This is a genomic window from Arcicella aquatica, from assembly GCF_034928825.1.
In the GTDB taxonomy this organism is placed as follows: Bacteria; Bacteroidota; Bacteroidia; order Cytophagales; family Spirosomataceae; genus Arcicella; species Arcicella aquatica.
Genome location: NZ_JAYFUL010000033.1, coordinates 53,481 through 65,902, shown reverse-complemented (window position 1 = coordinate 65,902; position 12,422 = coordinate 53,481). Strand labels below are relative to the sequence as shown.

The following is a 12,422-nucleotide window of genomic DNA, read 5'->3' as shown; positions in this document are numbered from 1 at the left end:
TAGAAACATCAATCAAGGATTTTTGAAAATCTGGGAAGAGCTTTTGAATATATTTACTCGGTGGATTCAAATACAACTATCTCATTATCAATATTTAATAAAAAACATCGGGTAGAGTAGTTGAAGTCATATCGTGAAAAGAAAGAAATATCAAATAGTTTTTCGTCAAGTAAAGGTGAGCTATCGAATGTAAACACAAAACCAAAAGGGGGATATGATATTTCACACATTTGTACAGGTTTACTTATTCCCTCTACATTCATTACTACTGTAAAGGGAAGATACCTATTTATCCCTTCATAATTATAGTACATACATATTCTATACTTTGGATTTAAATACTTATCATTCCTATCAAGTACAAACTTTACTAACTCAGGGTGATCCTCTCTAAATGGCACATCATGATTTATAGATAAAAACATAGAAACTACTTGCTTTAATACCTTTATCGGAGACAAATGAAAAGGATAAAACAATGTTGGCTTAAACTTTGACCTTTGAAGTATTAATGCTGCCTGATAAGCAAATCTTACATAATCATTGCCATACCATCTACCAGTTGCATTGTTACATTTGGCACATAATGAATGTAATCCAATTCCACCTTGAAATACTGGGCCTTTAAATTCCTCATTAAGTCCTAATTGTATTGATTTTTCACTCGGTATAATTACAAACTTTCCTTTATTAAAAGCTGCTTTCGGAGGGACATGTTCAAACGTTAATTGTCCAAATTGACCACAAATACCGCAAATGCCTTCTACTTTGTTTTGTGCCATAGAATGTATTATTAAAAAAATAAAAATATAGAAACTCCTAAAGTTATAGAGATTTATTAATAAATATGAAAAAAACGAGTCTATAAGCTAGATTTTAAAAAAGCCATTTATTTTCTTTTTGTGCCATTTTAATAATACCAGTATCATTTACAAAGTAGAAATAATACAATTACTATCAATAACCAGATATAGTAAATCAGGGTAATAGGAGTAGCGAATAGGCTAAGCATTGTTTTATTCTTATTATTCTTAATTGAATGATAGTTACCAACTGTGAATTCGAGTAACATGATGCAAGGACGTTAATAGATGTTTTCTTAAAAAAGCAAACATTCAACAATCATGTTTATGTGATGAGTGATTTATTTATATAAGAAAAGAATAACGATAGGAAGTGGAAACTTGAACAAAAGCTAATAATTTTTTCAGGGAATTTGCAGTTTTTTTACCCTTAATTTATGCGAAAAAAATGTTGTACCTATGTTGTACCAAATAAAAAAGGGTTCTTACATTTTACTGTAAAAACCCTCTTTAAACTGTACCGGGGACGGGAATCGAACCCGTACGAACTTGCGTTCACAGGATTTTAAGTCCTGCGTGTCTACCAGTTCCACCACCCTGGCATGAAATTAAAGTAATTACTCTAACTTCTTAAACTTAAAAAGCACCTTACGGTGCTTCGATAAGCTGAGCGAAAGACGAGGTTCGAACTCGCGACCTCAACCTTGGCAAGGTTGCGCTCTACCAGCTGAGCTACTTTCGCTTATAATTCCGTTGAATTGTGGTGCAAAATTATGCCTTATAAATCACCTGTGCAAGCTTTTTATGAAAAAAAATAACAAAAAATTTTCAAAAAGTTTATAAATCGCTGATTATGTTTGGATTAAGTCCTAAACTTTTTTTTAGGTTTTTATGCATCTGAATGCATTATAGGGCATAAAACTAAGAAGTGAATTATTATTAGGGTAATTTATCCTACTTTAATTGTTATAAACTGTTCAACATAAATTTTTCTGTCCTCTTATTTTATCAACTATTATAAACAAAAAGAGTAATTACCATTTCTGACAATTACTCTTTTAAAAACAAACCCTGACCAATCAATTATATTTATTCGATAACTACTCTTTTTGCAGTACCGTCTTCACCTTGTGTTACGGTTACAAAGAGTGTTCCTTTCGTGTTTTTCTTTAATTCTACTTGTCCCATGAAGTCTCCTTGGAAATCTTTAAATTTCTGCGTACCTACTTCTTTACCATTTACATCTGTCACGATTACGTTGACATCACCTTTTTCAGGTGTGTAAAATTTAAGATTGAGCTTGTTGTCAAAAGGCTTGTTAGGATATATTTTCAATGCTTTTACTGTTTTTGATTCATTGAATGGTTCAAAATCTTTAAAGTCATTATCAATTTTAAAATTGAATTCCTTCATGGCAGGTTTTAATGAACCTATCAGCTTGTCATCGTCTAAATTCTTGAAATCGAAATTAAATGCATGTACATCATTATCATTGAAGTTTTTATCAAGGCGTTTTCCATCTTTATAGATTTCGATGCGTTTAGCGTTTCTTGGCATCTGTATAGCCCTATCACTATTTCTATCTACTTTAATTCTAATCTGTTTTCTGGTATGATTGCCCGATGCCGAAAATAATGAATCTGTAATGTTATTGATTAAGTTCTCTTTTTCTTCAGCATTCAAACCTTCAGCATTATAAGTACGGTCGAATACTTGTTTTTGTCCGTTTTCTGTAGTCTCTACATGGATTTTGATTTTCCCATCTTTTTCTTCAATATTTTGCGAAGTACTTTTTTGAGCCATTGCTGTTATACTTACAGCAAATAAGATGGCTGTCCCGAAAATTTTGATGTTCTTTTGCATAGTGAATGTTGGATTTTGATTAAAAAAAACATTTAAAATTTATATAAAACAAACTTAATCAACCTATTATATATCAAACCTTTAAACTTTGTTAAAAGATGTTAAACGAAATAAATTGCATAAGATTTAGTTTAATTTTGTTGCTCTGAAACAGACACACTAAAAATGAAAATGTTGCAAAGTCAATTTTCGAGTATATTTTTTTGCATGAAAATTATTTGAAACTAATTTAGGTGTAGTAAAAAGAGTATGATTAATGCTAATTATTAAGAATGACTAAGCGAAAAATACAATATATTATTGCTTTGATGGCTTTTGCACTGTTAGGTTTAATCGCCTTTCAAATGTATTGGTTGGGTTTTACGGTTCGCTCTAAAAATGATCAGTTTGGAAGTGATGTTAGAGACGCCATGCAACAAGTGGTGCGGAAGCTTGGCAAACAAGAATTCTATTACTTTGTCCAAAGGAAAGTAGAGGCAGAAGAAAAACAAAAGCAACTGTTGGCGATAGCAAAGCCTGTAGAAGAAAAGGTACAGGAAGCACCTAAACAGAAAGTGCCTGCGCAAACCACTTCGAACCAATCAACCATTGGTTTGGATAAAGTAGCACGTACGCCTTTCCCTTCAGATATTCTGGTATCAAAGGGGACGGAGATTCTGCCAAATGGGGAGATTAGAGAATATCAGGAATTTTCAATGAATATTGATATTCAAGATTTTCAGAATCGATTGAATGAACATAAGCAATTAGACGAGATTTTTTCGGAGGCACTTCAGCAACATCAGAATAGTTTACAGAAACAGGATTCTATGCGAAAGGCTGATTTGCTAGCAGCCAAAAGAAAAAAGCTTGTAAAAAAACATGTTGACAAGATTATTGAGCCATTAAAAACAGAGGATAAGGTAATGAATAAAGCCGAAATGGCTAAGGAGGTTTTTAATGATTTTCTGTTCAAAAAAAGGAGTATTTATGACAGAATCAATTATATGGTGTTGGATTCTCTGTTGAAATATGAAATCAAAATGAAGGGAATAGAAATTCCTTTTGAATATGGTATCAGCAGTCAGGAAGAACCAAACTATTTACATTATGCTTCTTCGATGAAATACAAAATGACGGGCTTGAAAAACGATAAGGATACGTATACTGTTAATTTGTTCCCGAATGATTATGCTAATTCTGAAAACTATTTGAGAGTATATTTTCCTAATCAAGACCGTTATATTATCCGTAATATTTGGGTGATGTATGCTACTTCCTTGTTATTGATTTTGGTGGTATTAAGTTGTTTTTATGTAGCTGTGAATACGATCGTGAAACAAAAGCAATTAGCAGACATTAAAAATGATTTTATCAATAACATGACCCACGAGTTTAAAACACCAATTTCTACGATTTCATTGGCTACTCAGATGCTCCAAGACGAAGCCGTGGCGGCTAGTCCATCGATGTTTAAACGATATTTAGGGATTATTCGTGATGAAAACAAAAGACTAGGCTCGCAAGTTGAGAAAGTACTACAAACTGCACAAATGGAAAGAGGGGATGTGCAGTTGAAGCTAAAAACGGTGGATGTGCACGAAATTATTGAGAAAGTATTAGAAAACATTAGTCCACAAATTGAGCTTAGAGAAGGTACAATTGATTTAGATTTACAGGCCGAAAAGACAGAAATTGAAGCAGATGAAGTACATTTGACTAATATTATCTTTAACCTATTGGATAATGCCAATAAGTATTCACCCGAAAAGCCTGAAATTACCATCGTTACTCAAAATACTGAAAAGGGAATATCAATTATCATCAAAGACAAAGGTATTGGAATGAGTAAGGAGTCGATAAAGAATATCTTTGAAAAATTCTATCGCGTTCCTACTGGTAATTTGCATGATGTAAAGGGTTTTGGATTGGGATTGAGCTATGTGAAAAAGATGGTAGAGGAACATCATGGACGTATAAATGTAGTGAGTAGATTTGGTGAAGGAAGTGAATTTGAAGTGATTTTGCCAATATAAGTATAGTAGAATATTTTGTATTTGATGATGAAAATTAAGAGTTAATAAGGAAATGTTCAACAAGTTAGTGCGAGATACATAAAAGAATAAAATTACTTTTACAAAACTAAAAATATGGAAACGCTTCTTATACAAACACAGTCTAAGCAGACAAGTAAATTGCTTGTTGAATTAGTAAAAAAAATGGGTGATAAGGCACAGGTTCTTAATCCTGAAATTGCTGAAGATTTGACGTTAGGTTTGATGATGACCCAAGAGAAAACAGGCAAGAAAGTATCAAAAGCCTCTATTTTAGAACATTTAAGCAAATGATTTTGCAATTTGATGAGTCATTTGAAAAAAGTATCAAAAAGCTCAAAGATAAAAAAATAAAAGTTCGTCTATTGTCTTTAATTGAAAGTTTTGAAAGTGCAGATTCTCTTTCTGAAATTCCTAATATCAAAAAAATGCAAGGTTTCCAAACCTATTATAGAGTTAGAGTTGGTGATTATCGAATAGGTTTTGAGCTTCAGGATGATGGTAGTATTCTTTTTATTTTGATAGCTCACCGCAAGGAAATTTATAAGTATTTCCCTTGAAAACATGTAGATAATCTCCATTATTGAAAGATGTATTGCTATGAATAGCGATATCGAAACACCAACAAATTAAAGATAAAAATCAATTTAACTAAAATGACAAAGATTCTCCTCGCCGAAGACGACCCCAATTTAGGTACTTTACTACAAGAATATTTAACGATAAAAGGCTACGAAACGATTCTGGCTAAAGATGGTGACGAAGCCCTGACAAAATTTGTACAGCAGGATTATGACCTTTGTATTTTTGATGTAATGATGCCTAAAAAAGACGGTTTTACGTTGGCTAAAGAAGTTAGAATGTCTGATAAAGATACGCCTATCATTTTCCTGACGGCCAAAGCGATGAAGGAAGATACTTTGCAAGGCTTTAAACTAGGAGCAGATGATTATATGACCAAACCTTTTTCGATGGAAGAATTGCTGGCACGTCTGCAAGCAGTTTTACGAAGAAGTCAGAAGTTAGAGTTACAAAATGAAAAAATATCTCACTTTACAATCAGAGGTTTTGCTTTTGATACTGAAAAGCAAATCTTAGAAAGAAATGGTGAATCTCAGAAATTAACGGCAAAAGAATCTGCATTGCTGAAATTGTTATGTGAAAACATGGGAAAGCCCGTCAGTAGAAGTTTTGCTTTGAAAATGGTTTGGGGAGATGATACCTACTTCAATGCCCGAAGCATGGATGTATATATTACCAAATTAAGAAAATTCTTGAAGGAAGAACCTGAAATTCAGATTTTGAATCTTCACGGAGAAGGCTTTAAATTAATGGTATAAAATTAATAAGTTGTTAGGCTTAAAGTAATGTATATCAATTTTAAGCCAATGTACTAGACAACTCACAACACATCACTCAAAACCAAATGGATATAGTTCTCTTGATTGGTTCAATAATATGCCTTTTAGTGGGTTTGGCTGGTGCAGTTTTACCTCTGCCAGGGCCACCACTCAGCTTGATAGGCTTATTTATGTTGCATTATTCCAAATATGTAGATTTTGATAAGAAAACACTGACTTTCTTTACCTTAGTTACTATTGCTATCAGTATTTTCGATTATTATGCACCTATTTGGGGAACAAAAAAGTTTGGTGGAACTAAGTATGGTGCTTGGGGTTCAACGATTGGCTTACTGGTAGGCTTGTTTGTTATTCCAGGCTTTGGGTTATTTATTGGGGCTTTCGTCGGAGCATTTTTAGGTGAAATCCTTGGAAAAGCTGCTCCTGAAAAAGCCCTAAAAGCGGCGCTTGGCTCATTTTTAGGGCTTATTGCTGGTATGGTAGGAAAAGTAATTCTTTGTTTAGCAATGTTAGTGCTCGCCATGATGGCTATTGCCGAATACTTTATGATTATGCTGTAACTTCTTCTTTCACTACTGGCGGTTTCTTTCCTGCCAATTGTCCACACGCAGCATCAATATCTTTTCCTCTTGAGCGACGCACATTTACCACCATGTTTTTACTTTCTAAAAACTGAGCAAATTTTGATAGTGTTTGCGGGTCTGTATTAGTATAATTTGCTTCTGCAATGGGATTATATTCAATAATATTGATTTTACAAGGAAACTGTCTGGCAAACTCCCAAAGCTCTTTAGCATCTTGTAAACTATCATTAAAGCGATAGAAAAGAATGTATTCTAGCGTAATTCTACTACCTGTTTTTTTGTAAAAATGCAATAAAGAATCCTTCAACGCTTCCAGTGTGTTCGATTCGTTGATGGGCATAATCTCGTTACGCTTTACATCGTTGGCAGCGTGAAGTGAAAGTGCTAAATTGAATTTTACCTCATCATCGCCCAATTTTGTAATCATCTTTGCAATCCCAGCCGTCGAAACAGTAATACGTTTAGGCGACATTCCTAGGCCTTCTGGCGAAGTAATATAATTGATTGATGATAATACGTTAGCATAATTCAACAAAGGCTCGCCCATACCCATGTACACAATATTGGTAAGAGGAGTTTGATAATGCGATTCTGCTTGGTCACGAATCAATACTACTTGGTCATAAATTTCCGCAGGGTCAAGGTTACGTTTCCTGTCCATGTAACCCGTAGCACAGAATTTACAGGTCAACGAACAGCCAACTTGTGATGAAACACAGGCAGTCATCCTATCGTCAGCAGGAATCAATACACCTTCTACTAAATTATGGTCGAATAATTCAAAAGACGATTTGATAGTTCTGTCTGAACTTACCTGTTTTTCAGATACTTTAACTGCTCTGATGTCAAAGTTATTTTCTAACAGTTCACGCGTTTTCTTAGAAAGGTTAGTCATTTCTTCGAAAGTCAGAACCGATTTTTTCCAAAGCCATTCATAAATCTGTTTAGCCCTGAATCCTTGTTCGCCATGCTCAGTCAAGAAATCTTTGATTTGAGCAAGCGATAGTTTACGTATATCTTTTTTGGTGATTTTTACTGTTTCCATGTATTTGGCAATCTTAGCTTTCAAATGTCAAGTAAGATTATTTTATATCGACAAAAAAAGAGCAAAGATTGGCGTCTTTACTCTTTAGGTTATTTTTGCAAAGTTAAGGATAAAATTAAACCAAACCAAGATGTTGGTATGATATTGATAATCAAATGTTTATAAAATATATGTTTGGCTTTTGAGTAATAAAAAGAAATATTATTTCTAATGACTTAATTTAGGTATTCAAAACCGCAGAAAAAGGCTTATGTCTAAACAAAAATATATTGGAGCAAGAGCTTCAGTACGGATGTACCGAATCATAGTTTTTGTGTTTCTTTCGCTTTCCATTATTGAAGCAGTTTACTTTTTTATGTCTGATTTAAGCGTTTCTATATACTTCTTTACAATACTAGGATTGACGTTTTTTATGAAGATAAATTCCATTTCTTATGATGAAAAATGTATCTATGTCTCCAATTATAAAGGCAAAAAAACTTATTTACGCTCGGTTGATTTTAGTATTGAACCAATCGTTTTTTTCTTAGATTTTTATTGGGTAAAGTTTTCAGAAACAAACGAGAAGTACTTATTTTCACCGCAAATCGGTCAAATTTTTGGAACTACAGATAGTGGCTCAACTGCTAAAGAAATTGAAAAGATGTTAAAAACGGAAAGTTAAACCTATTGATGGCATGACTTCAAGTCATGCCATCAATAAAAATCAGTAATTCAGAAGAATAATTCCTTATTTCATCCCTTCTAATAACAATTCAGCCAAATCATATACTTTCACAGAATCTTCTTTTTCTTTGTTTTTTACACCGTCCGACATCATTACCATGCAAAATGGACAAGCTACGGCGATTGTGGTTGCTCCTGTAGCCAAAGCGTCTTCAATGCGTTCTACATTAATGTCCTTTTTGCCTTTTTCTGGTTCTTTAAACATTTGTCCTCCGCCAGCACCACAGCATAAACCTTTGGTTTTGCAACGTTTCATTTCCACCAAATCTGCATCCAAGGCTTCTAATACTGAGCGCGGAGCTTCATAAATATCATTGGCACGACCTAAATAACAAGAATCATGGTAAGTGATTTTACGTCTGGTCGGCACTCCGACATTGAATTCACCCCCACCTTGTACCTTTACTTTGCCTGCATCAATCAGTTGTTGTAAAAAAGTAGCATGGTGAATTACTTCATAGTTTCCACCTAAAGCAGGATATTCATTTTTTAAGGTATTAAAGCAATGTGGACAAGCCGTTACGATTTTTTTTACACCATATCCATCTAATACCTGAATATTCATGGTGGCTTGCATTTGAAATAGAAACTCATTGCCCGCTCTGCGAGCAGGGTCGCCAGTACAAGATTCCTCTGTGCCAAGCACGGCAAATTTTATTCCTACGTGATTCAGTATTTTTGTAAATGCAATGGTTACTTTTTTATAGCGGTCATCAAAAGAACCTGCACAACCTACCCAAAATAATATTTCAGGTGTTTCGCCAAGGCTCATCATTTCTGCCATGGTAGGCACTTTATATTCTATTTCTTTTAACATATCTTTATTGATTTTCTTCGTTATTTCACAGGACAAATCATAATTTATTTATTATCTTTGTAATGAACAAAAACGTTTAGGACGTTAGGAGGAGGGATAAAATTAATTTTTAGGCACTCGCTCGTTGTTTTTAAAAGGAACTGTCAGAAATGATGGTTCTTTTTTATTATACGCATGGAATTTAAAGCTAATTGTTTTTTCCCTGTTCTTACCTCTTTAATTATTACATATTTATCTCCAATTATTTTCTGAAATTGAAAAACATCTTTACCTAATTTATTTTGACCATCATAGAAAACTAAATCAGGATTTTGTAAAATTTCTGGAATTAGGTTAAAGTCAGCATCTGTAATAGCTACTTGACCTTTCGGTGTTTCAATTTCTGGAACTCCATGATTCTTAATAATATGTTTTATCGCATATACATCAATAGAAAATCGATAATTAGTTAATTGAATGCCAGATTGCTGGGTTAAAATATTTGATAATTCATGGGTAATTTCACCTATAATTAAAACCTTGTTTTTGTTTTCAGTATCAGTTTTTGCTAGGGTTAGAATCTCGTTTAAATCCATTATTATTAATAAGTGTTTATTTATTATTTATCTCTTCCTGCATTTGCTTCGCTGTTTTTCTAGAACCATCGTGGCTCCAACCTGGAGGAGCAAAAACGTAATTAAAAGCATTCTTTAATGAACCAGCCTTCCAAACGTCTTTAGTAATATCAATCCATTCGCTAAAGGCAATTTTTACAGGATTATAAGTTTTTAAATTAGTAGTCAGTCCATAAGTAGGTCGTTCCTCTTCTTCTATAAAGGTGCCGAACATTCTATCCCAGATAATTAGAATCCCTGCATAGTTTTTATCTAAATATTTCACATCAGAGCCATGATGTACTCGATGGTGCGAAGGCGTATTAAAGATAAATTCAAAGGGTTTCCACATTTTTCCAATAGTTTCGGTATGAATCCAATATTGATATAACAAACTGATTTGTTGCATAATCACGATAACTATCGGATGAAAGCCTACAATAGGCATCCATAAGTAAAAAACAAATGAGCCCGAAATATTGCCCGTCCAAGTTTGACGAAGCGCCGTTGCCAGATTATACTTTTCAGAAGAATGATGCACTTTATGCGAAGCCCAAAAGTATCGAATCAAGTGTGCTTCTCGATGAAACCAATAATAGCTAAAATCGTCAGCAAAAAATGCCAAAACCCACATCCACCAAGCAGAACCATCCAAAGTAAACACATGAAAGTTTTCGTATAAATACAAAAAGATAAAAGCAATAGCCGTTTTAGAAATCAGTCCGCTCAATAAATTGCCAATCCCCAACGCCATAGACGTAAAGGAGTCTTTAGCCTCTAAATAATCTTTTTGTTCACGTGTAATAAAAATTGCCTCAATAATTACAGTCAATATAAAAAACGGAACAGCATATAAAATAAGATTCGGTGCCATTGTGATTAATTTGAGCGTTTGAAAATTGAACTGATAACCGAAACCTGATAGCCGTAAGCCACTACTTCAACACCTTATCTAAAAACACTTCAGTTTTTTGCTGTACATGCTGGTAGTCTTTTGATAAAACATAAGAGCCAATCACATGATTGCCCGCATTCGGAAAAACTACTTTTTGTTTTTCGTTGGCAGGAACACCCAATTCGTCATACATTTTCAACATCGCTGGTACAGATACTACTTTGTCTTGCTCTTCTTCATTTTTGTAATAATAGCCCATAAAGGTTGGACATTTTACTTTTTCAAACGTTGTTGGCGTCATGATATTCGTCAAGAAATTTTGCAAAGCAATTACACCATTGATATGATAATGTGTACTCCAATACCTGCCATGAATAGGGTTGTGTGGAGGGAAATCTCGTATTTCAGAACCTGTGACTAACTTCGCCAAAGTCCGCCCCCAATGATTATCCAATAACTCAGCATTATTGTCAAAAATTTTAATACAAGGCGAATACAATACAATCGATTTAATTTCGGGATGTTGCGAAGCCAAATACAATGTCAATGCTCCACCAAAAGACGTTCCTACCACAATTACTTCATCTCCCAGTTTTTTGCCAATGGCTAATGCTTCTTCGGCTGATTGAATAAAATCATCTGCTGTGACATTCTTCATAGTAGAATCGCCCAAATCGATACCATGTCCAGCCAAACGAGCCAAGTATAGATTGGCTCCATATCTTTTTGCCAAATTAGTATGAACAGGGTCGCCTTCTTCCTGACTTGCCGAAAAGCCGTGGATATATACAATGGCTAGTTTAGTTTTTACTTTTTGGGCAGTATCAGCCCAAATAATACGAGCTTCACAATCGTGACGAATGCCCACAACGGCTTTTTTATCAGTATTGATTTTAGTTTCCAAGTCGGTTAACGAACTTGGTAAATTAAAACTGTAAGTTTTGATAATTGGAGCATCTGGCTTTGGACCCATTAAATAGCCAAAAAAGCAAATGACAATTAATATGATAAATACCTTAAACAATGGTTTCATTATTCAGAAATTGTTAATATTTGATGGATAAATGTTTTTGTTTCTAAAATATCAAGCATGAAGCTCGCCACGTTTTTTCTACTAATGAACAAACTGGGTTTAGATATACTATTTAAGCTAATGTGTACTTTATGTTGTTTAGTGAAATTGGTTAAAACCACAGGACGAACTATTGTCCAATTTAAATTAGAGGATTTAATTAGTTTTTCTTGCTGTTCATGCGCTTCATAACCAAACTTAATATTGCTATAATCTATCATTAATCTAAACCACCATGGAATATCATTTCTTGTTTCCGAAACACCCCAAGCTGAAATAACAATAAGTGACTTAATAGGATATTGATTACTCAAACAAAGAATATTTTGAATTGATTTTTCAATGAAATCTTTGGGGGTATGTAACTTAGCCCAAGGAAAATCAGACTTTCTTGAAATATTTAATGCACTAATTACAATTGAACAATTCTCGATAGCACTTGCCAATACTGTTAAATCGCTTGGTGTTCCTTCAAAGACTTTTAACCTATCAGATTGGATTTCTATTTTTCGAATATCTCGTACTAAAATATTTACTTCGTATCCTCTTGCCAAAGCAAGGCTTAAAAGATGCTTTCCCGTTCTTCCAGTTGCACCTAGTATTAGTATTTTATTGTTATTCATAACTAAT

14 protein-coding genes and 2 tRNA genes are annotated in these 12,422 nt (G+C 33.7%); 6 read left to right on the top strand and 10 right to left on the bottom strand.

Features of this window, described 5'->3' with window-relative positions; genetic code table 11:
* Positions 1-53: 53 nt before the first annotated feature.
* From VB264_RS17675 to VB264_RS17660, 4 genes are all read right to left on the bottom strand, one after another.
* Positions 54-782 (bottom strand): hypothetical protein, encoded by a 729-nt coding sequence (locus VB264_RS17675; RefSeq protein WP_323251415.1) that lies wholly within the window; start codon positions 780-782, stop codon positions 54-56.
* 539 nt (positions 783-1,321) lie between these two features.
* Positions 1,322-1,405: transfer RNA gene (locus tag VB264_RS17670), tRNA-Leu, on the bottom strand.
* A gap of 67 nt (positions 1,406-1,472) precedes the next feature.
* Positions 1,473-1,545 (bottom strand) — tRNA-Gly (locus VB264_RS17665).
* A gap of 347 nt (positions 1,546-1,892) precedes the next feature.
* Complete coding sequence (locus VB264_RS17660) at positions 1,893-2,666, bottom strand: T9SS type A sorting domain-containing protein (protein WP_323251413.1); 774 nt, start codon at positions 2,664-2,666, stop codon at positions 1,893-1,895.
* 272 nt (positions 2,667-2,938) lie between these two features.
* Between VB264_RS17660 and VB264_RS17655 the strand changes: the two genes are divergently transcribed.
* From VB264_RS17655 to VB264_RS17635, 5 genes are all read left to right on the top strand, one after another.
* Positions 2,939-4,681, top strand: a complete 1,743-nt coding sequence (locus VB264_RS17655; RefSeq protein WP_323251411.1) for a sensor histidine kinase — start codon at positions 2,939-2,941, stop codon at positions 4,679-4,681.
* A 114-nt stretch (positions 4,682-4,795) separates the two neighbouring features.
* Positions 4,796-4,993 carry an uS7 family ribosomal protein gene (locus VB264_RS17650; protein ID WP_323251409.1) on the top strand — a complete coding sequence of 66 codons (198 nt, stop codon included), beginning with the start codon at positions 4,796-4,798 and terminating at the stop codon, positions 4,991-4,993.
* Positions 4,990-5,259, top strand: a complete 270-nt coding sequence (locus VB264_RS17645) for a type II toxin-antitoxin system RelE family toxin (protein WP_323251407.1) — start codon at positions 4,990-4,992, stop codon at positions 5,257-5,259. The genes VB264_RS17650 and VB264_RS17645 overlap by 4 nt, the downstream gene beginning before the upstream one ends.
* Positions 5,260-5,355: 96 nt before the next feature.
* Positions 5,356-6,039 carry a response regulator transcription factor gene (locus VB264_RS17640; RefSeq protein ID WP_323251405.1) on the top strand — a complete coding sequence of 228 codons (684 nt, stop codon included), beginning with the start codon at positions 5,356-5,358 and terminating at the stop codon, positions 6,037-6,039.
* A gap of 86 nt (positions 6,040-6,125) precedes the next feature.
* Positions 6,126-6,620: a DUF456 domain-containing protein gene (locus VB264_RS17635; protein ID WP_323251403.1), complete on the top strand. Its 495-nt coding sequence runs from the start codon at positions 6,126-6,128 to the stop codon at positions 6,618-6,620.
* Here the strand turns inward: VB264_RS17635 and rlmN are convergent.
* Positions 6,610-7,689 carry a 23S rRNA (adenine(2503)-C(2))-methyltransferase RlmN gene (rlmN, locus tag VB264_RS17630; RefSeq protein WP_323251401.1) on the bottom strand — a complete coding sequence of 360 codons (1,080 nt, stop codon included), beginning with the start codon at positions 7,687-7,689 and terminating at the stop codon, positions 6,610-6,612. The genes VB264_RS17635 and rlmN overlap by 11 nt on opposite strands.
* A 250-nt stretch (positions 7,690-7,939) precedes the next feature.
* Between rlmN and VB264_RS17625 the strand changes: the two genes are divergently transcribed.
* Positions 7,940-8,353, top strand: coding sequence for a hypothetical protein (locus tag VB264_RS17625; RefSeq protein ID WP_323251399.1), 414 nt, complete (start codon positions 7,940-7,942; stop codon positions 8,351-8,353).
* Positions 8,354-8,419: 66 nt separating this feature from the next.
* On the opposite strand, the gene VB264_RS17620 is transcribed toward VB264_RS17625, so the two are convergent.
* From VB264_RS17620 to VB264_RS17600, 5 genes are all read right to left on the bottom strand, one after another.
* Positions 8,420-9,232 carry a (Fe-S)-binding protein gene (locus VB264_RS17620; RefSeq protein ID WP_323251397.1) on the bottom strand — a complete coding sequence of 271 codons (813 nt, stop codon included), beginning with the start codon at positions 9,230-9,232 and terminating at the stop codon, positions 8,420-8,422.
* A 143-nt stretch (positions 9,233-9,375) separates the two neighbouring features.
* The gene (locus tag VB264_RS17615) at positions 9,376-9,807 is read right to left on the bottom strand and encodes a PBECR3 domain-containing polyvalent protein (protein ID WP_323251395.1); all 432 of its coding nucleotides are present in this window, start codon (positions 9,805-9,807) and stop codon (positions 9,376-9,378) included.
* 16 nt (positions 9,808-9,823) lie between these two features.
* Positions 9,824-10,699, bottom strand: a complete 876-nt coding sequence (locus tag VB264_RS17610) for a sterol desaturase family protein (RefSeq protein WP_323251393.1) — start codon at positions 10,697-10,699, stop codon at positions 9,824-9,826.
* A gap of 61 nt (positions 10,700-10,760) precedes the next feature.
* Entirely contained in the window at positions 10,761-11,753 is a 993-nt protein-coding gene (locus VB264_RS17605; RefSeq protein ID WP_323251391.1) for an alpha/beta hydrolase, read from the bottom strand.
* Positions 11,753-12,415, bottom strand: coding sequence for an NAD(P)-dependent oxidoreductase (locus VB264_RS17600; protein WP_323251389.1), 663 nt, complete (start codon positions 12,413-12,415; stop codon positions 11,753-11,755). Before VB264_RS17600 ends, VB264_RS17605 begins: the two co-directional genes overlap by 1 nt.
* Positions 12,416-12,422 lie beyond the last annotated feature (7 nt).

What these genes read in the sequence shown, in the direction of transcription:
- VB264_RS17675 (WP_323251415.1), bottom strand. Translation starts at nt 782, where the DNA reads ATGGCACAAAACAAAGTAGAAGGCATTTGCGGTATTTGTGGTCAATTT.
- VB264_RS17660 (WP_323251413.1), bottom strand. Translation starts at nt 2,666, where the DNA reads ATGCAAAAGAACATCAAAATTTTCGGGACAGCCATCTTATTTGCTGTA.
- VB264_RS17655 (WP_323251411.1), top strand. Translation starts at nt 2,939, where the DNA reads ATGACTAAGCGAAAAATACAATATATTATTGCTTTGATGGCTTTTGCA.
- VB264_RS17650 (WP_323251409.1), top strand. Translation starts at nt 4,796, where the DNA reads ATGGAAACGCTTCTTATACAAACACAGTCTAAGCAGACAAGTAAATTG.
- VB264_RS17645 (WP_323251407.1), top strand. Translation starts at nt 4,990, where the DNA reads ATGATTTTGCAATTTGATGAGTCATTTGAAAAAAGTATCAAAAAGCTC.
- VB264_RS17640 (WP_323251405.1), top strand. Translation starts at nt 5,356, where the DNA reads ATGACAAAGATTCTCCTCGCCGAAGACGACCCCAATTTAGGTACTTTA.
- VB264_RS17635 (WP_323251403.1), top strand. Translation starts at nt 6,126, where the DNA reads ATGGATATAGTTCTCTTGATTGGTTCAATAATATGCCTTTTAGTGGGT.
- rlmN (WP_323251401.1), bottom strand. Translation starts at nt 7,689, where the DNA reads ATGGAAACAGTAAAAATCACCAAAAAAGATATACGTAAACTATCGCTT.
- VB264_RS17625 (WP_323251399.1), top strand. Translation starts at nt 7,940, where the DNA reads ATGTCTAAACAAAAATATATTGGAGCAAGAGCTTCAGTACGGATGTAC.
- VB264_RS17620 (WP_323251397.1), bottom strand. Translation starts at nt 9,232, where the DNA reads ATGTTAAAAGAAATAGAATATAAAGTGCCTACCATGGCAGAAATGATG.
- VB264_RS17615 (WP_323251395.1), bottom strand. Translation starts at nt 9,807, where the DNA reads ATGGATTTAAACGAGATTCTAACCCTAGCAAAAACTGATACTGAAAAC.
- VB264_RS17610 (WP_323251393.1), bottom strand. Translation starts at nt 10,699, where the DNA reads ATGGCACCGAATCTTATTTTATATGCTGTTCCGTTTTTTATATTGACT.
- VB264_RS17605 (WP_323251391.1), bottom strand. Translation starts at nt 11,753, where the DNA reads ATGAAACCATTGTTTAAGGTATTTATCATATTAATTGTCATTTGCTTT.
- VB264_RS17600 (WP_323251389.1), bottom strand. Translation starts at nt 12,415, where the DNA reads ATGAATAACAATAAAATACTAATACTAGGTGCAACTGGAAGAACGGGA.